16 protein-coding genes and 3 pseudogenes are annotated in these 18,702 nt (G+C 60.7%); 11 read left to right on the top strand and 8 right to left on the bottom strand.

From position 1 onward, the window contains the following. Window positions 1-7 precede the first annotated feature (7 nt). The 3 genes from hutC (at window position 8) to AC6CIG_RS26465 (ending at window position 3,219) form a co-directional block, all read left to right on the top strand. Complete coding sequence (gene hutC / locus AC6CIG_RS26475) at window positions 8-739, top strand: histidine utilization transcriptional repressor HutC (protein ID WP_498324103.1); 732 nt, start codon at window positions 8-10, stop codon at window positions 737-739. Window positions 740-851: 112 nt separating this feature from the next. Then, entirely contained in the window at window positions 852-2,072 is a 1,221-nt protein-coding gene (locus AC6CIG_RS26470) for a hypothetical protein (protein ID WP_498324144.1), read from the top strand. Window position 2,073: 1 nt separating this feature from the next. After that, window positions 2,074-3,219 (top strand): alpha-hydroxy acid oxidase, encoded by a 1,146-nt coding sequence (locus AC6CIG_RS26465; RefSeq protein ID WP_498324102.1) that lies wholly within the window; start codon window positions 2,074-2,076, stop codon window positions 3,217-3,219. A 97-nt stretch (window positions 3,220-3,316) separates the two neighbouring features. On the opposite strand, the gene iolE is transcribed toward AC6CIG_RS26465, so the two are convergent. Further along, the gene (gene iolE, locus AC6CIG_RS26460; protein WP_498324101.1) at window positions 3,317-4,231 is read right to left on the bottom strand and encodes a myo-inosose-2 dehydratase; all 915 of its coding nucleotides are present in this window, start codon (window positions 4,229-4,231) and stop codon (window positions 3,317-3,319) included. A gap of 84 nt (window positions 4,232-4,315) precedes the next feature. After that, a complete protein-coding gene (locus AC6CIG_RS26455; protein ID WP_069456430.1) occupies window positions 4,316-5,311 on the bottom strand; it encodes a LacI family DNA-binding transcriptional regulator in 996 nt (331 codons plus the stop codon). A gap of 182 nt (window positions 5,312-5,493) precedes the next feature. Here AC6CIG_RS26455 and AC6CIG_RS26450 point away from each other — a divergent pair, with 182 nt between their 5' ends. The 6 genes from AC6CIG_RS26450 to AC6CIG_RS26425 all read left to right on the top strand — a co-directional run bounded on the left by AC6CIG_RS26450 (window position 5,494) and on the right by AC6CIG_RS26425 (window position 10,726). Beyond that, on the top strand, window positions 5,494-6,444 hold the full coding sequence (locus AC6CIG_RS26450; RefSeq protein ID WP_440854614.1) for a sugar ABC transporter substrate-binding protein: 951 nt from the start codon (window positions 5,494-5,496) through the stop codon (window positions 6,442-6,444). Window positions 6,445-6,573: 129 nt separating this feature from the next. Further along, a complete protein-coding gene (locus AC6CIG_RS26445; protein ID WP_440854613.1) occupies window positions 6,574-7,695 on the top strand; it encodes an ABC transporter permease in 1,122 nt (373 codons plus the stop codon). After that, window positions 7,695-8,483, top strand: a complete 789-nt coding sequence (locus AC6CIG_RS26440; protein ID WP_440854612.1) for an ATP-binding cassette domain-containing protein — start codon at window positions 7,695-7,697, stop codon at window positions 8,481-8,483. The genes AC6CIG_RS26445 and AC6CIG_RS26440 overlap by 1 nt, the downstream gene beginning before the upstream one ends. Window positions 8,484-8,565: 82 nt before the next feature. Then, window positions 8,566-9,360, top strand: a complete 795-nt coding sequence (locus AC6CIG_RS26435) for a TIM barrel protein (RefSeq protein WP_498324100.1) — start codon at window positions 8,566-8,568, stop codon at window positions 9,358-9,360. A 27-nt stretch (window positions 9,361-9,387) separates the two neighbouring features. Further along, entirely contained in the window at window positions 9,388-10,404 is a 1,017-nt protein-coding gene (locus tag AC6CIG_RS26430; RefSeq protein ID WP_498324099.1) for a Gfo/Idh/MocA family oxidoreductase, read from the top strand. 22 nt (window positions 10,405-10,426) lie between these two features. Then, window positions 10,427-10,726 carry a MurR/RpiR family transcriptional regulator gene (locus AC6CIG_RS26425; protein WP_498324098.1) on the top strand — a complete coding sequence of 100 codons (300 nt, stop codon included), beginning with the start codon at window positions 10,427-10,429 and terminating at the stop codon, window positions 10,724-10,726. Between the two features lie 192 nt (window positions 10,727-10,918). On the opposite strand, the pseudogene AC6CIG_RS26420 reads toward AC6CIG_RS26425, so the two are convergent. Further along, window positions 10,919-11,526: pseudogene (locus AC6CIG_RS26420) on the bottom strand (tyrosine-type recombinase/integrase); the annotation flags it as partial. A gap of 262 nt (window positions 11,527-11,788) precedes the next feature. On the opposite strand from AC6CIG_RS26420, the gene AC6CIG_RS26415 reads away from it, so the two are divergent. Next, on the top strand, window positions 11,789-12,967 hold the full coding sequence (locus tag AC6CIG_RS26415; RefSeq protein WP_440854627.1) for a low temperature requirement protein A: 1,179 nt from the start codon (window positions 11,789-11,791) through the stop codon (window positions 12,965-12,967). 1,247 nt (window positions 12,968-14,214) lie between these two features. Here the strand turns inward: AC6CIG_RS26415 and AC6CIG_RS26410 are convergent. Next, a pseudogene (locus AC6CIG_RS26410) lies at window positions 14,215-14,313 on the bottom strand (IS481 family transposase); the annotation flags it as partial. Between AC6CIG_RS26410 and AC6CIG_RS26405 the strand changes: the two are divergent. Further along, window positions 14,290-14,472 carry a CsbD family protein gene (locus AC6CIG_RS26405; protein ID WP_498324097.1) on the top strand — a complete coding sequence of 61 codons (183 nt, stop codon included), beginning with the start codon at window positions 14,290-14,292 and terminating at the stop codon, window positions 14,470-14,472. The pseudogene AC6CIG_RS26410 and the gene AC6CIG_RS26405 overlap by 24 nt on opposite strands. A 179-nt stretch (window positions 14,473-14,651) precedes the next feature. On the opposite strand, the pseudogene AC6CIG_RS26400 reads toward AC6CIG_RS26405, so the two are convergent. The 4 genes and pseudogenes from AC6CIG_RS26400 to AC6CIG_RS26385 form a co-directional block, all read right to left on the bottom strand. Beyond that, a pseudogene (locus AC6CIG_RS26400) lies at window positions 14,652-15,400 on the bottom strand (transposase); the annotation flags it as partial. Between the two features lie 62 nt (window positions 15,401-15,462). Continuing rightward, window positions 15,463-16,506 carry a sensor histidine kinase gene (locus AC6CIG_RS26395; RefSeq protein ID WP_498324096.1) on the bottom strand — a complete coding sequence of 348 codons (1,044 nt, stop codon included), beginning with the start codon at window positions 16,504-16,506 and terminating at the stop codon, window positions 15,463-15,465. A gap of 425 nt (window positions 16,507-16,931) precedes the next feature. Continuing rightward, complete coding sequence (locus AC6CIG_RS26390) at window positions 16,932-18,191, bottom strand: extracellular catalytic domain type 1 short-chain-length polyhydroxyalkanoate depolymerase (protein WP_440854606.1); 1,260 nt, start codon at window positions 18,189-18,191, stop codon at window positions 16,932-16,934. A gap of 31 nt (window positions 18,192-18,222) precedes the next feature. Next, the gene (locus tag AC6CIG_RS26385; protein WP_440854605.1) at window positions 18,223-18,636 is read right to left on the bottom strand and encodes a ribbon-helix-helix domain-containing protein; all 414 of its coding nucleotides are present in this window, start codon (window positions 18,634-18,636) and stop codon (window positions 18,223-18,225) included. Between the last annotated feature and the right edge of the window lie 66 nt (window positions 18,637-18,702).

Genomic DNA, 18,702 nt, shown 5'->3' with positions numbered 1-18,702 from the left:
GTGAACCATGAATACGCTTTCAGATTCTGCATCGCCGCTCTACGCGAAAGTGAAGGACTTCGTCCTTGGCAACATCGGCAGCGGCAAGTGGGCGCGCAACAGTCGGCTTCCGTCCGAGAACGAGCTCGTCTTGGCACTCGGCGTGTCCCGCATGACCGTTCACCGGGCGCTGCGGGAACTCACTTCCGAGGGGCATCTGCGCCGCATTCAGGGCGTCGGCACCTTTGTCGCTCCGCCGCGGCCCCAGTCGACGTTGATCGAGATCAGCAACATCATCGCCGAGATCAGAGCACGCGGTAGCCGGCACCGGGCCGAGGTGTTCGTGCTCGAGCGCATCGCACGACCGGAACCATCGCTTCTGCTCGCCTTCGAGTTTGAGGCGGTGAAGCCCGTCGACCATTCCGTCGTCATTCATTTCGAAAACGACCTGCCGGTCCAGCTCGAGGAGCGCTACGTCAATCCCAACCTCGTTTCTGGCTATGTCGACCAGGACTTTGCCGCAGTCGCCACTTATGACTACCTGCAGAACGCAACGCCGTTGACCGAGGTGGAGCACCTCATCAGCGCTCTGCCGGCCAGTGCTGACCAGGCTCGCCTGCTGAACATTCGCCCGGGTGACTGCTGCCTGGTCCTGCACCGCAAGACCTGGACAGGACCGGTCGTCGCAACTGTCAATACCTTCACCTATGTCGGCAGCCGTTATTCGCTCGGCAGCCGCTATCTGCACGGCGGCAAGTGACCGCCGTTCCTATCCAAAAGACCCATTCGGAAAGAACGCTATGAGCCAGGCCACGAGCCGCACCGCGCAAATCAGGAAAATCGCCAAAGCCGGAGACGGCATGGCGGAACAGTTGCTTGCCGAGCTGCTGCGCGACCTTTTCAGGATCGAGGCAAAGAACGTCGCGATCAATCACGACCAGTATAGTCTCAATTCCCTCAATGGATTCTTCGATACCGAAGATGGCGCGTTCTTTTTCAAGTTCCATCAGGAAGAAGGCGAGGAGGCCATGAGCGGCGAATATTACCGCGCCGACATCTTGGCCCGCGCCGGACTTCCCGTAGATCAGCCATTGCTGATGTCGACTCTTCCAGGCGAACAGATCCTCGTCTATCGCCGACGCACTGACCCGCGTTTTTCCGATGTGCTGCGAGCGCTGGATCTGAATGACGATGCTGCCGCGAGAGAAAGGGCTGTTGAGGCCGAACGCAGGCTGAGCGAAGCCGTGCTTCAGGTCTATCTCGATACGCTGCATCCGGTGAATGCCGGAGAGGTTGCGGCCGAGCCGATCCACCGGCTTTTTTACGAACGGCTCATCGACCCGTCGGCAGGTACCTATCCGGGCGGGCGAATGGCGAGCTTCTATGTCGGCAAGGACTTTACCTTTCCGAACCTAACGATCGATTGGGAGACGCTTTCGCGCTGCCGGTTTGTGGTGAACGGCATCGAATACCGCGACAGCCTTGGTGCTCTCTTCGATGCCGCTCATGAGCGGCTGAACCCCTCGCGGCTGACCGATGCTGGGGGAGTGGTTGCGCATGGCGATGCCCACAACGCGAATGTCTGGTACGAGGAGCGCGATGACAGGGCACGCTTGTCTTTTTTCGATCCCGCCTTTGCCGGCGAGAACATCCCGACATTGCTCGCCGAAGTGAAGACGACCTTCCATAACACCCTCGCCCATCCGCTGTGGCTCTACGATCCTGCCATGGCGGCTGAGCACTACAAGGCAAGCGTAATGCTCGATGGTAGTCTGCTCCGCGTAACGACCGACTTCGTGCCAAGTCCCGCCAGGCGGGCGCTTCTCGACGTGAAGGCAGAGGCACTATGGCGTCCACTGCTCCACGAACTCAAGGCGCGGGGCATGCTTCCAGCCGACTGGCGCCGGGTCATCCGGCTTGGCCTTTTCCTCTGCCCGACGCTGGTGATGAACCTACGGGCCGGCGCAACGACTCATAACGCGATTTCCTCCCTGATAGGCTTCTCCGTCGCGGTGATGGCCGGAAGCGAGCCGGCTGCGGGAGACGATTTGATTTCAAGATTCATCGACACAATCGATCCGGACAACGGCTGACATGGCGCCGGTCAACATACACGACTTTCGCGATCTCGCCCGACGGCGGCTGCCGAAGATCTTCTTCGACTATATAGACGGCGGCTCCTTCGAGGAGGAGACGATGCGGGCAAATCGCTCGGACTTCTCACGCATAACCCTGCGCCAGAAGGTACTAGTCGAGCCGCAGCCGCAGGACCTTTCCACGGCTTATCTTGGGCAACGTCATCCCCTGCCGTTCATGCTTGGGCCGGTCGGCTTCCTCGGCCTTTATGCCGGCAAGGGCGAGGTCAAGGCCGCGCAGGCGGCGCATGCCGCGGGCATCCCCTTCTGCCTATCAACCTTTTCCATCGCTTCACTAGCCGACCTTCGCACCGTCACGGACGGACCGCTGCATTTCCAGCTCTATGTGCTGGAGGATCGCTCGCTCTGCGAGGAATTGCTACAAGCGGCAGAACACGCCGGCGTCGATACCCTGTTCGTAACGGTGGACACAGCCATCACGGGCATTCGCGAACGGGACGTGCGAAACGGCTTCCGGTCGCTGACGCGGGTGACGCCGGACCTCTTCGCCCGCCTCGCGCTGAAGCCGCGCTGGCTCGCACAGGTGGCCCTTGCCGGCATGCCGTCGGTCAGGGCAATCGAGCACCGGCCGGAATTCGGTCGCGGCGCGCTGGAGCAGGCGGCCAATCTCTCGCGCCGAATTGACAAGACGCTGTCGTGGAAGGACATCGCCTCGCTACGCGAACGCTGGACGGGCAAGCTCGTAATTAAAGGCGTTCTCACGCCCGCTGATGCCGTACGCGCTCGCGATCTCGGTTGCGATGGGGTGGTGATTTCCAACCACGGCGGACGTCAACTCGACGGTGCCCCGAGCACGATCCGCGCCCTGCCCAGCATTCGCGCCGCCGTCGGAATCGACTTCTGCCTTATGCTTGACGGCGGTATCCTCCGGGGCGCGGACGTCATCAAGGCGATCGCACTCGGCGCAGACGGCGTGATGCTTGGCCGAGCTTATACTTATGGCCTCTCGGCCGCGGGGCAGGCGGGTGTGGCCGAGGTGATTGCCATCCTCGAGCGGGAGATTTCGATCAACCTTGCACTGATGGGGATTGCCTCGATCGAGCAGCTCAAGGCTCTCGGCGCGGAAGCCGTCTCGAAATTATGACGGGAGAGCTGCGCAGCTTGCCGGCGACGAACGGCAGAAAGCGCCGGATGCCGTCGTCGGGCCGCCGAGACGAACCCCCACCGTAGGCAAGATGCGTTCAGCCAGTAAAGACGCCCCGGATATGGTCGAAAGCGCGGGCGACGGCCAGCCGCGACGGGGCTAGTGCAGGGTCCTGCTCGGCTTCGACCACCAGCCACCCGCGGTAGCCATTTTCCCGGACAAACCGGGCAATCGGGTCGAAATGGACAACGCCGTCGCCGGGCACAGTGAACATGCCGCTTCGCACGCCGTCATTGAAGCTCAGGTCACACGCCTGAACGTTTTGGAGCACCGGGCCACGGACGTCCTTCAGATGGATGTGGACGATGCGATCCCCGAAGCGCTCGATCAAGCGGGTATAATCAAAGCCGCCGGCGACAGCATGTCCAGTGTCGAGAAGCAGGCCGGCTTGCTCCCCCGTGCTGCCAAAAATGTCCGAAATCTCATCGAATGTCTCTGCCACCATCATCAGGTGATGGTGATAGGCAAGTTTGAGATCGTACTCGCCCGCCAGACGCTTGGCGAACTCGGTGAGCCGGGCGGCATAGGCGACTACCTCCGTCTTCGGCATAGTCAAGCGCTCAGACATCGGTGCATCGAGCGGCGATCCCGGTGTCATCATCGCGACCTCGCCATAGACCATGACCTTGCACTCCATCTCGCGCAGAAGTTCGGCATGGCGGGCAACGGCTTTCATTTCTTCGCCGACGCCGCGTTCAGCCAGTTCTCCCGAATGCCAGCCGGACGCCAAGGCGAGGCCATGGCTTGCAAGAAGCGGTCGCAATGTTGCGGCATCTCGTGGGAATTTCCGTCCGAGTTCGACGCCTTGGTAACCGGTCTCGGCTGCGTCGCTCAGGCATCTCTCGAGCGAGATGTCGGCGCCAAGGTCCTCAAGCACGTCATTGGTCCAGGACAGCGGACTGACGGCAAGACGCACGCCGGCGGGCAAGGCAATGGCTTTTCGAGGGATCATATTGTTCTCCGCATGGGCTGGATTCTTTGAGCGGTGGGGCGCTCCCCGTATTCGAGAAATAACGGTCTCGCGGATGACTCCCGCTTATGTGGAATTGCGCACGACAAGGGTGCCCGGCAGTGTCACGGTCTCGGGCTCCAGCCGTCCCGTGATAATCCCGACGATCACCTCAACCATTTCGTCGCGGGGCTGCTCGTAGGTAGTGAGGCTGTAGGCGGACGACCCACAGAGCTCGTAGTTGTCAAAGCCGACGACGGCCATGTCTTCCGGGACGCGCAAGCCAAAACGGTCGCGGATCTCATCCATCGCTCCGAGCGCCAAGATGTCGTTTTCGCACATCAGGACGTCGACTCGGTCCGCGGGGTCGGTCTCCTTGAGGTAGCCGCGGACGGCTTCGGCTCCGGCTTCGGCGCTGTATTTCTCAGCCGAGAACACCGCGACGTCGTCCACGCCCTTCTCCCCCCAGAAATCGACGAAATGCTGCCGGCGTCTCAGCGCCGTCGACAGGACGGTCGCTCCCGTCATAAAGCCGGGACGCCGGTATCCTCTTTCGAAGAGATGATCGACGATCTCCCGCAGCGCCAGTTCGGCATCGCATGTGACCGCCGGCACGCCTTCGATCTGACTGTCTCTCGCCAGCACGAACATGGGTGGCGTCCCCCGGCCGAATTGCAGATCGTTCAGTGTCTCGCTGCGAAATGCCGTTCCGAACAGGATGACGGCATCGACCTGGCGCTGGTCTGCGTGGAGCAGTGCGTGCACATGGTCGAAGTGCGTGTTGATATTGATGAGCACGGCGACCAGCCCCTCGGCCTGCAGTCGTTCGGTCAATGTCTCCAGGAACGGCAATTTCTGAGGATTGGCGAAATCATCGACGAACACAGCCACCTGATGGGTGGAGTTGGTCGCGAGGCTGCGGGCAAGCAGGTTCGGAGTGTAGTTGAGCGCCGCAGCCGCTTCGAGGACTTTGCGTTTGCTTTCCTCCGCGATAGATGCGCCCGGAGTGAAAGCCCGTATGACCGTCCACTTCGAGACACCGGCGGCATCCGCCACTTCCCTCGCCGTCGCCCGCTTGCGCATAGAGCCTCCCTGTGAAATGGAACGGATATTCCATTTTTTGATTCGGATGAAATGAATGCTTGCTTTTACGGCATCCGAGGATAACATGCACCTGTTTGCACCCGGTAGCAAACAGAAATGCACCCGGTAGCATTCGTTTTTCTCGCCATCCTGTGGAGTGGACGGCGAATGAGGAGGAACAAATGAAATCCCTTTTGAAGAAGCTCGCATTCGGCGCGGTCGTACTCGGCGTCGCCACCTCGGCGGCCGTGAGCGCGAAAGCTCAGGAGCCCACCATAATCGCCGTGACGCACGGGCAGGCATCCGACCCTTTCTGGTCGATCGTGAAGAACGGCATCATGCAAGCCGGTAAGGACAGCAACGTCCAGGTCGATTACCGCGCGCCGGAGACCTTCGACATGGTGGCGATGGCTCAGCTCATCGAAGCTGCCGTAAACCAGAGCCCTGCCGGCATCGTCATTTCGAACCCGGACCCGGATGCGCTTGGCCCGGCGATCGAGAAGGCCGTCGCCGCCGGCATTCCGGTCATATCGATGAACTCCGGCATCTCCGCAGCCGAAAAACTCGGCATCAAGCTGCATGTCGGCCAGGATGAGACGCCGGCTGGTGTCAAGGTCGGCGAGAAGTTGAAGTCGCTCGGCCTCAAGCACGTCCTCTGCGTCAACCAGGAAGTCGGCAACGCCGCTCTCGACCAGCGTTGTGCCGGTACGGAGCAGGGCTTCGAGGGTGGCAAGGTCACGGTGCTGCCGACGACCTCCGATCCCGCCGAGATCGAATCGAAGATCCAGGCGGCGCTGACGTCCGACCCGTCGATCGATGTCGTGCTCGGCCTTTCGGCTCCGCTCGTCGGCGAGCGGGCCGTGGCGGTGGTGGAGAAGATGGGTGCCGGCGACAAGGTGAAGGTCGCCTCCTATGACCTCTCAGCGAGCTTCCTTCAGTCCGTGGTCGACGGTAAGGCGCTGTTTGCGGTCGATCAGCAGCCTTTTCTGCAGGGCTATCTGCCGGTGACTTTCCTGGCGCTCAATGCGCGCTACGGAACGATCCCGGCCGGCAACGTGGCGTCTGGTCCGAGCTTCGTGACCGCCGAGACGGCTGCGCAAGTAATCGAGAAATCCTCCCAGGGTATCCGCTAAGGCGGAGCCTGGCAGCCCCCGTCCTGAACGGGGGCTGCCCCTGTCGCCGCGCATTTGGCCAACGCGACACTTCGAGTCGCAGGCGGTCGTCGCGCGAACGGACAACGACCCAGATTTTAGGAACGAACCATGACGCTAGCCAACGAACAGAACGGGTCTGTAGCCAGATCCGATGAGCGGCTGAAAAAGGTTTCGACATTGACCGCAATTCTACGGCGTCCCGAACTCGGCGCTGTAGCCGGTCTGGTGCTCGTGACGATCTTCTTCCTTCTCACCGCCAATCCCGCCATGTTCACGTTGGCGGGTGTGATGAACTTCATGGCCCCGGCCGCCCAGCTCGGCATTCTCGCCATCGGCGCAGCCCTCTTGATGATCGGCGGCGAATTCGACCTTTCGATCGGCTCGATGGTCGCCTTTGCCGGGCTGGTCTTCGGCACGGCGCTGGTCGTCTGGCAGGTGCCGCTCAGCGTCGCCATTCTCGTCGCCATCGCCTTTGCCGCATTCATCGGCATCACCAACGCTCAGCTCACCATGCGCACCGGCCTTCCGTCCTTCATCGTGACGCTGGCCTTCCTCTTCATCCTGCGCGGCCTGACGCTGGTCGGCCTGAAGTGGGCGAGCGGCGGCGCGACCCAGCTTCGCGGCATGAAGGAAGCAGTGGCCGGCAGCCCGCTTGCCCGCCTGTTCTCAGGAGATGCCTTCCCCGGATTGTTCACCTGGCTTGCTGAGGTCGGCATTATCGACACCTTCCCGAACGGCGCACCGAGGGTGCCCGGCATCCCGGTCGAGATCCTGTGGTTCATTGCCATCGCGCTCCTTGCCACCTGGGTTCTGTTGAGAACGCGCTTCGGCAACTGGATCTTCGCATCCGGTGGCGATCCGCGCGCTGCGCGCAAGTCGGGTGTGCCGGTGGCGAGAGTCAAAACAACGCTCTTCGTCGTCACCGCCCTTTGCGCCACGCTGGTCGCCATCCTCACCGTGCTCGATGCCGGCTCGACGGACGCCCGCCGCGGCTTTCAGAAAGAATTTGAGGCGATTATCGCGGCTGTCATCGGCGGCTGCTTGCTGACCGGCGGCTACGGCTCCGCCATCGGCGCGTTCTTTGGATCCATCGTCTTCGGCATGGTGCTAATCGGCCTGACCTACACGTCGATCGACCAGGATTGGTACCTCGTTTTCCTCGGCGGCATGCTGCTGACCGCCGTCGTCTTCAACAACGTCATCCGCAAACGCGTCACGGGGGAACGCTGATGAGCACATCTCAGACGCCCCTCGTCGAGGTCAGGAACCTCGTCAAGCATTTCGGTTCCGTCATCGCCCTCAACGGCGTGTCCATGAACGTGTACCGCAACGAGGTTCTATGCCTGCTCGGCGACAATGGTGCGGGCAAATCGACCCTGATCAACGCACTTGCCGGCGTGCACAAGCCGACCTCGGGCGATTTCCTGGTCGAGGGTCAGCCTCGAGTGTTTTCCGGCCCTCGCGACGCACTCGATGCCGGCATTGCCACGGTCTACCAGGATCTTGCGATGATCCCGCTGATGTCGGTGACCCGCAACTTCTTCATGGGGCGGGAACCGTTGACCGGCTTTGGCCCCTTCAAGCGCATGGACATGGATGAGGCCGACAACGTGACCCGCGACGAGATGCACAAGATCGGCATCGATGTCCGCGACCCGCAGCAGGCGGTTGGCACGTTGTCAGGCGGCGAGCGGCAATGTGTGGCGATCGCCCGCGCGGTCTATTTCGGCGCCAAGGTGCTGATCCTCGACGAGCCGACGTCGGCGCTCGGCGTCGCCCAGACGTCGATGGTGCTGAAGTATATCAACCAGGTCCGAGCCAAGGGCCTCGGGGTGATCTTCATCACGCACAACGTTCGCCACGCCTATGCCGTCGGCAACCGCTTCACCGTGCTCAATCGCGGCAAGACGCTTGGAACCTATGCAAAGAACGAGATTGGCATCGACGAACTGCAAAACCTGATGGCCGGCGGGAAGGAGCTGCAGTCTCTGTCGGAAGAGCTCGGCGGAACGATCTGATCGAAACCGGCTCGCATGCCTTTCGGTGCGGCGCTTTTGCGCCGCTCCACCCATCGTCATACCCAAAATTCGGAAAACGCCAATGAGTGCTCCCAAGACTTCTCCCTTCCCCCTCGCAGCCTGCGCGGAAATGCTCTGGCGCGACAAGCCGATCGAGTGGCGCGCCGCGCGCCTGAAAGAAATGGGTTTCGGGGTCGGTCTCTGGAACTGGCCGGAGCACGATCTCAAGAAGTTGGAAGCGACCGGCGCGACCTTCACGATCATGAACGGCTATTTGACCGGCCGTCTGACGGACGACGACGGTGCAGCAGAACTCCTCAGGACAGCGCGCGAGACCGCGCAGGTGGGAAAACGGCTCGGCATACAGCGACTCAACCTGCACGGCACGGGCCTCGGAGACCGCGGACTGCCGGTCCAGCCCATCGAAGTGGTCACCGGCGCGATGTGGCTGAAGGCGCGCGATACTCTGTGCCGTATCGTGGATATGGCCGAATACGAAGGCGTCACCTTCACGCTCGAAAACCTCAACCTGCCGGTCGACCACCCCGGTGTGCCCTTCGGCCGCGCCGAGGACACGCTGGCGCTTGTCTCGAGCGTCAATCATCCGCGGCTCCGCCTCAATCTCGATCTCTACCATGCCCAGATTGGCGAGGGCAACCTGATCGAACTCTGCCGCAAGTGCCTGTCTTGGATCGGCGAGGTCCAGGTGGCCGACGTACCCGGCCGCTGTGAGCCCGGTACCGGCGAGGTCAACTGGAACGGCATCGCCAAGGCGCTGAATGCGATGGGCTATTCCGGCCCGATCGGGATGGAAGCCTGGGCCGCCGGCGACCCGGAAGCGGCGCTCGAAGCGTTCCGCGCCGCATTCACCATCTGACATTTTCAACGTGACAGGATCAATTCCATGCCCAAGAACAAACCCGTCAATGTCGGTCTCATCGGTGCCGGCCGCATCGGTTCTTTCCACGGTGAGACCGTCGCACGTCGCCTCGTCGACGCCGAGCTCGTCGCCATCGCCGATCCCGCCTCAGGGGCTGCGGACGCTCTTTCCGGGAAGCTCGAAGTCGAAAGCTCTTATACCGATGTCGCCGATCTGCTCGCCCATCCGGAACTCGATGCCGTGATCATCGCCACGCCGGCGCGGTTTCATACGAACATCCTCGTGCAGGCCGCCGAAGCCGGCAAGGCGATCTTTTGCGAGAAGCCGATGGCGTTGACCCTGGAGGACGCCGACCGGGCAATCGCGGCGGCACGCTCAGCCGGCGTTCCCCTCCAGGTCGGTTTCAACCGCCGCTGGGATCAGGCCTTCTCGGAAGGACGTGCCGCGATCGATGGCGGAAAGATCGGTACCCCTCAGTTGCTCCGATCGCTGACCCGCGACCCCGGTCCGTTCGGTGCCGACCCCGCCAGGATTCCGCAGTGGACGATCTTCTACGAAACGCTGATCCACGATTTCGACACGCTGCTTTGGCTGAACCCGAATGCCAAGCCGGTCGAGGTTACGGCAGTTGCCGACGCGCTGGTTCGTCCGGATTTCGCCGACAAGGGCTTCCACGACACGGCGGTCGTCACGATCCGATTTGACAATGGCTCGATCGCTGTCGCGGAGGCGAACTTCTGCGCGATGTACGGCTACGACATCCGCGGCGAGGTCTTCGGCTCCGGCGGCATGGTGACCATGGGCGACGTCCGTCGTTCCAGCATGACGCTGTTCGATAAGAACGGCGTGTCGAGCGACACCTGGCGTCGCGACACCGACCATTTCGTCCACGGTTACACAGCGCAGCTCGCGTCCTTCGTAGCAGCCGTTCGTCGCCGCGAGATCACCGTAGGACCGACCGGGATCGATGCGCGCAATGCGCTGAGCATCGCGCTGGCCTGCATTGAGTCTTTCTCACGAAAGGCAGCCATCGCGCTGTAATAAAGGGCAGATGGAGGCGGTCATGAAAACGAGCGAGGTGACAAAACCTCCGACCGACGTCATGGAGCTCAAGGGCATGTTCGCTTCCAGGTCCCTTAGGCTTCCCAAACAACTCGAGCAGGTCGCTCGTCTGGCGCTTGCAAGGCCGGATGTCATCGCCTTCGGCAGCGCTCGTTCGATCGCTGCCGTTTGCTCCGTCTCCCCCACCTCGGTCACGCGCCTTGCTACCGCCCTTGGCTTCGACAGTTTTCGGGATTTCAAGTTGTTCTTTCAACAGCATCTAAGGAGAACTGCGAACTCCTATACCAGGGGGTGTGTTTGATGGGCTTTGGGTATCCGCGGCCCCTGTGGCGGCCACGTTGTCTCGTCGACGCGAGTAACGGTCAGCGGCCGCTGTGGGGTCAGCACCGGAAATTGCGGGCGCTATAGGCGAATGACAGCGTTGGGTCGAACTTTGGCCTTCAGCGTGGCCAGATGGCGGCGCCTCTGTTCGAAGCGCCGCCACTGAGCAATACAATTCAACTTGCTCAGAGATAGCCAGGGCGTGGTCCACCCCGATTCCGAGGTATTGTACGGTGCTCTCCAGCTTCTTATGGCCTAGCAAGAGCTGGACGGCGCGTAGGTTGCCTGTCTTCTTGTAGATTTGTGCCGCCTTCGTCCGCCTCATCGAATGCGTGCCGTAGCGTTTCGGATCAAGCCCGATGCTCGACACCCACTGCTCGACACCCACTGCTCGACAACCCTGCTATATTGCCGCGTCGACAGATGCGGCTTTGTGTGCACGCGGCTCGGAAACAGGTAATCCCGTTCCCCGAGTCTGCGACTTTCAATCCATGCGCCGACAGCCTCCCGCGTTTGATCGGTCAATTTGAATTGCACGGGTCGGCCGGTCTTCTTCTGAATGCTGATCGCCCGGTCACGAACCCTTCCGAAAATCGAAACATCACCAACTGAGATCGCAACGAGATCACTCGCCCGCAATTTGCTGTCGATCGCGAGGTTGAACAGCGCCAGGTCGCGTACTTCGCTCAACATCTGAGGGCGGGTACGGATGGCCCAGACCTCCTTCGGCTTCAATGGTGGCTTCTGACCGATGATGCGGCCCGAGTTCCAGCTAGATATAGCCTTCCGCCCAGAAGCCACCCCCCACACCTCAGCGCTCAACTTTCAAGCAGACGGATGGTACTTCGGGAAGCGATTTATCGGGTGGACAGCCGAAGTCCGATGCGAAGCTGCGGGACGGCGGCTTCGCATCCAGCAGCAGACGATTTCTGGAATGTCGCGGACATACATGCCACTGAACTTTGATCCAGCGGCGATTAGAGGCTCGGCGGTGGCAGGTCAGACGGTATATATCTCTGCTTGTCATCCTTACGAGGGTTCCATGGCTGAAAACCACCCGCACTGGCTCCGGAAAGAAAATACGGATCAGACGAAGGCGAGCTTTCCTGAACTCTTTTTCGATCTCGTTTTTGTTTTTGCCCTGATTCAGCTCTCCGAGAGCCTTTCGGATGATTTCAGTCTTGGCATCGCCGCCGAAGCAGTGCTCTTCATCTTCGCGCTTTGGTGGGTATGGATCCATACGACGTGGGTCATGGATCTTCTGGATACCGAGATCGAACCGGTCCGCCTGCTGCTCTTCACTCTCATGTTCTGCGGCATCGTGATGGCGATTGCGCTGCCCGAGGCCTTCAAAGGCATGGGCCTTCTCTTTGCCGTCGCCTATTCAGCCATGCAGGTCAGTCGGTCGCTTTTCGCACTCTATGCATTCCGAAGAGGCGACCCGGCCTCGTTCATGACCTTTTTCCGGATCACCGCATGGCTTACGATTTCGAGCACCTTCTGGATTACGGGAGGCCTGTTGGACCCGCATCTGCGCGTCGTCCTGTGGATCGTGGCGCTCGTTGTGGAATATACAGGTCCGACGGTCCGCTACTGGGTGCCACTTATCGGAGCTTCGCCGCGGGAAACCCTTGATATCGACGGGGAACACCTAGCTGAACGCAGCGCTCTTTTTGTCATCATCGCACTTGGCGAGACCATCCTGACAATTGGAAAACACACGTTCAGCAACCTCGAGACTGAGGGCACGCCCTGGGTCCTTTGTTTTTCCTTTCTCACCACGGTTCTCATGTGGTGGATCTATTTTCACGACGGCCAGCAACGGGCCGCTGACAAGGCAGAAGTCACGTCCAAACCGCAAACCACCGCGCAGTATCTCTTCACCTATGGCCACCTTCCGATCGTGGGCGGCATCGTCTTCACGGCGGTCGGAGAAGATTTCAGCCTGGCGCACCCTTACCAACTGGGAACATACGATTTCGCGCTGGCTCAGCTCGGCGGGCCGATCTTATTCTTGGCCGGGACGATGTGGATGAAAGGCGTGTCTTCGCGTGTCCTGCCCTATTCGCATGCCATTGGCGTTGGCCTGCTCGCCGCCAGTTTCCCGCTTGTGCCTGTCGTCGCCAACGTCGTCATCCAGGCGGTATCAGGTGCTATTTTGCTCGTGGTCGCCGTCTGGGAGTATGTCGCGCTGAAGCACCTGGGGCGCGGCGCCGCTTGATTGCCATGGCTTTCATTTCTGCTGCGCCCTAAAATTTGCCACACTTTCCTCTTCGTGTAGAAGGTGTAGACGGACGCTTGGGCATCCTCCACAGCTCCTTCGTTTTACCGCTACTGCTTGGTAAATTGGTGCCGGCCCCAGGCACCGTCTTCAAGGCGCCGGTCTTCAATGAGCTTCCCGACCGACAGGAGTCGAGCGCAGCGCTCAGTGCCTGCGCCATCGCGATGCGCGTCGGCGTAACGCGGGTAAGCCCCCGCGAGTTCTGGGATCGCGGAAATCCCAGACGGCCTCGCCCCGAGGTTCAGGGCGCCGCTGCACCAAGGGCAGCTTTTTTGACTCCGTCTTCCGCTCGGCCGAAAGCAGACGTCCGCTTCCAGAAGGAGATCATCTGATGGCTGAAGTCGAGCGATTTGAACTTTCGTGAACTCGGCGGCACTCCTATAAGCGCGCCTGCGTTCTTCGTTTGGCGGGAAGCCCTCGCCGCCATTCAATTGAATGGGTGCGAAGCCTGTTGAGCAGGCACCCAAATAGGACCAGTGCGTATTCGCCGACGCGTGCTGCGCCTCAAGACAGCCCAGCGCTTTGCGGTGAGCGCTTCAGCTTCTTCTGACTTGCCTGGCAAAGCTCGCCTTTGGAGTTCGTCCAGGAAGGCCCTTCCGATTATCTCCAACTCGCCCGGCTAAAATTACGTCGAAAATCAAGGGTGTGAGCTGAATTCATCATTCCCCTCCTTCCGCCGCCGCTGCGACGGAAGATCCTTCGTGCCTCTGCCTTTCAGCCTGAACTGAACGGGTGCAGCTTCGCTTGAGATCTATCGAAATTGAGCCGTCGTTACGGCCTGACGGTCCGTATCAATCCACTGGAGTGCCCCAATGGCGGAGCCAAATAGCAGAGCAGGTACAGGCAGAGCTCCCATGAACCGGAGCATTTGGAGCCGACGTGTTCGCTTTCCATCCCAGTCGTAAGCCATTTGCACGCCCTGTCGTCTAAAGTGCGCGGAGATAGAACCAGAGAACGACTTTGCGTCTAGTCTATTTTCAAGTATTACTTTTAGAGGAATTTCGTCTGTGGGATTTATATTGCGCATCCAACGGGCGTTGATACAAAATGAGAAGTAGAGGTGGCCAAGCAAGCATGTTGGTCGCCTTGGCCGTAACCAAAGCTTTCTATAGGTTTAGTCCCGGCATCTGGTGGAGCGGATTGAGGGTGAAGCGTCGGGCTGCGACGCCCATGCCAGGATTAAACATCTAGGTGTGGAGCCTCAAAAGGTTGTCGTCGGTCAGGCCGAGTCTGCTGATTGGTGTATTGGACTTTAGGCTGCCATGCGAGCGATGCCAATTGTAGCGGCCAATGAGCTCGCTGGTAAGGCCAAACAGGCCGCAGGCGATGCAACCAACAACAACTCGCTCCGCACCAAGGGCGCGGCGCAAGAGGCAAAGGGCGGTGCCCAGCAAGCCAAGGGAAAGCTAAAGGACGCTGTTAAACGCGCTGTCGACAAGACTTAGCATTAAAGCGCGGTTGATGAGGACCTGTTCCTGCTCTTGCCGGAACAGGTTTCGGGCCGATCGGCTGATGAGCGCGACCTTCGTAGACATCCATCGATTTCGACGATCGCTCATGTAATTGGCCGACCGACAAGGTAGAAACGCTCGTCCACCGCGTTTTGAAGACCCGGCGCTTGAACGATCTCGAAGTCGTCGGAGCACCATCCGATGTTCGAACGTTCGACAGCGACCTGACCGTCGTGGAGGCGATCATCGGCCGCTCCGGTGTGGCGCACCAGCAGCAGATTGTGCAGCTTCATGACCCGGTAAACGCGCTTGGCATTGGGCGACGAACGCCCGTCTTTCCGGGCATTGCGGCGCAGGATGGCATGGACACGCCGATAGCCGTAGGTGGGCATGTCGGCGATGATGGCCTTGATATCCTCCACCAGTTCCCGATCCGGGAGTGGTGGACGTCCTCTGGCTCTGGAAGGGGAATTTGCGGCACGCGCAGCGATATTCGACCGGGCGACACCTAGAGTTTCGCAGACGGCCTTCATTCCAAAATTCTCCTCGGAAGAGAGATCGAGCGCAACATTCGTTTTTTTGGGCCTCCGGCGATTTCGAGGGCTTCATTGAGGATTTCGCTCTCCATCGTCTTCTTGCCCAGCAGGCGCTGCAACTCCTTCACCTGGGCCTGAAGCGCCCGGTATTCGGAAGCCGGAACGACCTCCTCCTCGGCGGCCGTCGCCGTCAACGCGCCTTGAGACGCCAGCCTGCGCCACGCGAACAACTGGTTCGGCTGAATCCCATGACGGCGGGCCACGATGCTCACCGTCGCGTCCGCCTCGTAGGTCTCGTGGATGATCGCCAGCTTCTCTGCCGTGCTCCAGCGCCGCCGACGTTCCGGCCCGGAGAGAACTTCCATCTTAAAATTGCTGCTAGTCATAATACCGACATTACTCCTACCCACTTAGTTACGTGGGGGAGCATGTCCGGGCCTTTCGGGGGCTAATTCAGGTCTGCGCGGCGATCAGCGCTTTCTTGATGGTCGATTGTGACCATGGTGCCGGGGCCTGCATCGCTCAACGTAATCTCGCCTTCCAGGTTCTTGACGAGTGCCTCCACAATGCCGGTTCCCAAGCCCGCCTTGGGTGCATCGCGTCCTGCAGCCATGCCGATGCCGTTGTCGGCGACTACGAGGGTCCAGTCTCTGCCGGAGGATCGATAGTCAATCTGGATTTTGCCGGGCCGCTCGTCGGGAAAGGCGTGTTTCAAGGCATTGATGACCAACTCGGTGACGATAAGACCCAAGCTGACGGAAACATCTGCATCCACTGCGCTGTCGTCGGCCGAAACGTGAATGGACAGCCGGCCAGGGTCAGCTATCATTGATGCACCGAGGCTTTGGCAAAGCTGCTTCAAATATGTGCGGAGTTCGACGCTGCCGCCGGGAGACGTGGAAAGCTGTCGCTGCAGGGCAGCTATCGACATGACCCGGTGATGGGCGTTGTGGAGATGGCCGCGCGCTTCCTCCGATTGAACACGCCGTGCGCTCTGCATCAGAACGCTTGCAATGATCTGAAGACTGTTTGCGACCCTGTGCTGGACTTCCTGCAGCAGGATCGCCTTGTCGCGGGCCAGGTCGTCTTTCAGTCGCGCTTCTGCGCGCGCATCGGTCACGTCCGTCACGGCCACAAGAAGGCGAATATGTTCGACGTCACCATCATCAAGCGTCTGTGCATTGACGACCAACTGCCGTATGCCGTGGTTCGGCCGCTTGAGGTCTATTTCATAGGCTTGAATGTCCGCACTTCGCGAGGCGGTAGCTTTTAGGAGCGACTCAAGCTTGGGCATCGCCCATTCCCCGTGTCCGAGTTCGCCGAGCTTTTTGCCAGGAACTGCCGTGGGGTCGACGTCGAAGGCCCGGCAGAACGAGGCGCTCGCAGCGATAATTTTCAGGTCGTCGGACAGGAAAAGCAGAGGTTCGTGGGACGAGACCACCACGGCAAGAGTACTTGCCGCTTCGAAATGCACAGTCGGGGTTGTTGACATGAAATGGCCCTCAGGGGCCGAAGACTCACGGAGCGAGTCATTGCTCGGCAGCACTGCCGAGAAGCCCAGCAGGGCAGGCTCGACTAGAGGACTATAGCACGCCTGATGATAACCGGCCGCGTTATTTCTCGGTTGACGAATTTTCAGTGCGCGACGAACCCTGGGATGACTGCTCCTCACAGCCGACTTGCACTAATGGGGTCGGGCGTCTTTGCCATTCATACTCGAGCGGCTGATGAAGCGACCGCTGACCCTCGCGATCAACGGCTGCAACGTCGGACAGACTGCACTTCTTCAGAATGCCCTGCAGAAAGGCCCTCACAACCACCTGCAAAGCGTCCCCAAACAAGAGACGAGACGGGGTCACGCACTGCTCCGCACACCAGCATACCGGCAGGGGTTCATCGTCCGGCGGTCGGGTGCCTTCATTCCTGTACATCGAGGAAGAAGCGCACCATTTGACAAGACGCATCCGGACCGTGCGGGTCCGTATAGGTTCCCGAGGGATGGCCGCCGGACCAGGCATGGCCGGCACCCTCCACCAGCCAGTATTCGACCGCCGGGTTCCCCCCGGGGTCTGCTACGATGGTTCTTGTATAGATCCGCCCGCCGGCGGAGCGGCCGGATTCCCTACGGACCGCGCATCCCGCGCCAGTTGGCGCGGCCGCGGCGACGATCCGATCGGCGTTCGAGGGATGGACCGTCCGATCCGCACTTCCCTGGAAGACGATCGTCCGGAGCCGGTGACCATTGGCAAGCCGCTTCGGGCCGGATGCAAGACCGCCATCGCCGCGCATCGAGGAAAAAGCCGACATGACGTCGTTGGCCGATCCATAGGCCAGGCCGGAATGAATCCCCGCGGCTGAATAGAGATCGGGATAGGTCTGGCCCATGACGGCCGCCATTGCTCCCCCTGCCGATAGGCCTGCCACGAAGACTCGGCTGCGATCGAGGCCGAAGTCCCACATGATGTCCTTGGTAATCCCCGCGATTATCGAGGGCTCTCCTCGGTCGCGCATCTGGTCGGCGGGCCTGAACCAATTCCAGCAGGACGACGCATTGTCAGCGCCGCTTTGACGGGGATAGGCAATCACCAGACCGTACGCCTCGGCGACCGCGTTCATACCGGTTCCTGCAGCAAAATCTTCGGGATCCTGCTTACAGCCATGGAGCATGACGACAAGGCCGCGCGGCCGGTCGGGTGCGGACGCGGGAACGTAGAGCCGGTAGCTTCGCGAGCCCGCGGTGCAGGTGAAGGATCGTGCCAGGAACTGTGCCCCATCGGGAATGACGGGCTGGCGGACCTGTCTTGCCGTGCCCGGCAGGCCGACGTCGTGTAGCGATCCGAAGAGGCCGTGCGCCAACCGACCCTCGCGCAAGGTCCGTACCGTTTCTCGCAAGGGCTTCCGCAACCTTAGCGACGACGTACCACCGGCGACCTTTTGGGCGGGCTCGTCGGGCTCAGGCCTTGTAGGTGGCTCAATGATCTCCGCATCCGGATCGACCGGGAAGGGGGTGGAACGCTGAATTGGACGCGGTGGCGCGATGTCCGGTGACGAGGTGCGAGTATCGGAGACCGATCGACCGGCCAGCGCATCCCGGATCACGCGTGTCGCCTCGGCGACGTTCAAGGCGCGCGTGAACCGTACGGCGCGGCGCATGGCCGTTTCAAAATCGTTATTCATGGAGTTGTCCTTTTTCGTCCGGTCGCAGTTTCTATCGGATGCGTTTGGCCAGCGCTGACTTCAGCTCTGTGCTGGCCTGGAGGGCGCCGAGCACGGTAATGGACTCAATTGTTGCCAGAGCAAGTTCCGGTGTGACGTCGGAAGCGATGCGGGCAAGCCCGACCACCTTGATGTGAAGTCTTTCGCCGGCCGCCTTCAGCGCTTCCAGTTCGGCTCTGCTGTAGTCGCGCAAACCCAGTTCCAGCGAGTGCCGGTCGATCGACTGCTTGACGGCCTCGGCCTCGGCCGTGAGCTGGTTGCGGATCGCCGTGCGGATGAAGTCGGTGCGATTGGAATAGAATCCTTCCTGCACGAGAACGTCGATGCGACCGAGATCGACATAACCGAGATTGATGGTGATCTTCTCCGATTCACCGCCCTTGTCGCGTAGGAGATTGTCCTTCATGCCATCCAACTGCCATCTGCGTGGATGGTATATGGATGTTCTTGCGCCCTGTTGCAAGAGCTGGTG

The organism is Sinorhizobium sp. GQ132 (genome assembly GCF_059758575.1).
The sequence above is the reverse complement of the archived record's forward strand: the minus strand, read 5'-3'. Positions and strand labels throughout refer to the sequence as shown.

Excerpts from the sequence above, each read along its gene's own strand:
- hutC (WP_498324103.1), top strand. The coding sequence starts at position 8 with ATGAATACGCTTTCAGATTCTGCATCGCCGCTCTACGCGAAAGTGAAG.
- AC6CIG_RS26465 (WP_498324102.1), top strand. The coding sequence starts at position 2,074 with ATGGCGCCGGTCAACATACACGACTTTCGCGATCTCGCCCGACGGCGG.
- iolE (WP_498324101.1), bottom strand. The coding sequence starts at position 4,231 with ATGATCCCTCGAAAAGCCATTGCCTTGCCCGCCGGCGTGCGTCTTGCC.
- AC6CIG_RS26455 (WP_069456430.1), bottom strand. The coding sequence starts at position 5,311 with ATGCGCAAGCGGGCGACGGCGAGGGAAGTGGCGGATGCCGCCGGTGTC.
- AC6CIG_RS26450 (WP_440854614.1), top strand. The coding sequence starts at position 5,494 with ATGAAATCCCTTTTGAAGAAGCTCGCATTCGGCGCGGTCGTACTCGGC.
- AC6CIG_RS26445 (WP_440854613.1), top strand. The coding sequence starts at position 6,574 with ATGACGCTAGCCAACGAACAGAACGGGTCTGTAGCCAGATCCGATGAG.
- AC6CIG_RS26440 (WP_440854612.1), top strand. The coding sequence starts at position 7,695 with ATGAGCACATCTCAGACGCCCCTCGTCGAGGTCAGGAACCTCGTCAAG.
- AC6CIG_RS26435 (WP_498324100.1), top strand. The coding sequence starts at position 8,566 with ATGAGTGCTCCCAAGACTTCTCCCTTCCCCCTCGCAGCCTGCGCGGAA.
- AC6CIG_RS26430 (WP_498324099.1), top strand. The coding sequence starts at position 9,388 with ATGCCCAAGAACAAACCCGTCAATGTCGGTCTCATCGGTGCCGGCCGC.
- AC6CIG_RS26425 (WP_498324098.1), top strand. The coding sequence starts at position 10,427 with ATGAAAACGAGCGAGGTGACAAAACCTCCGACCGACGTCATGGAGCTC.
- AC6CIG_RS26415 (WP_440854627.1), top strand. The coding sequence starts at position 11,789 with ATGGCTGAAAACCACCCGCACTGGCTCCGGAAAGAAAATACGGATCAG.
- AC6CIG_RS26405 (WP_498324097.1), top strand. The coding sequence starts at position 14,290 with ATGCGAGCGATGCCAATTGTAGCGGCCAATGAGCTCGCTGGTAAGGCC.
- AC6CIG_RS26395 (WP_498324096.1), bottom strand. The coding sequence starts at position 16,506 with ATGTCAACAACCCCGACTGTGCATTTCGAAGCGGCAAGTACTCTTGCC.
- AC6CIG_RS26390 (WP_440854606.1), bottom strand. The coding sequence starts at position 18,191 with ATGAATAACGATTTTGAAACGGCCATGCGCCGCGCCGTACGGTTCACG.
- AC6CIG_RS26385 (WP_440854605.1), bottom strand. The coding sequence starts at position 18,636 with ATGAAGGACAATCTCCTACGCGACAAGGGCGGTGAATCGGAGAAGATC.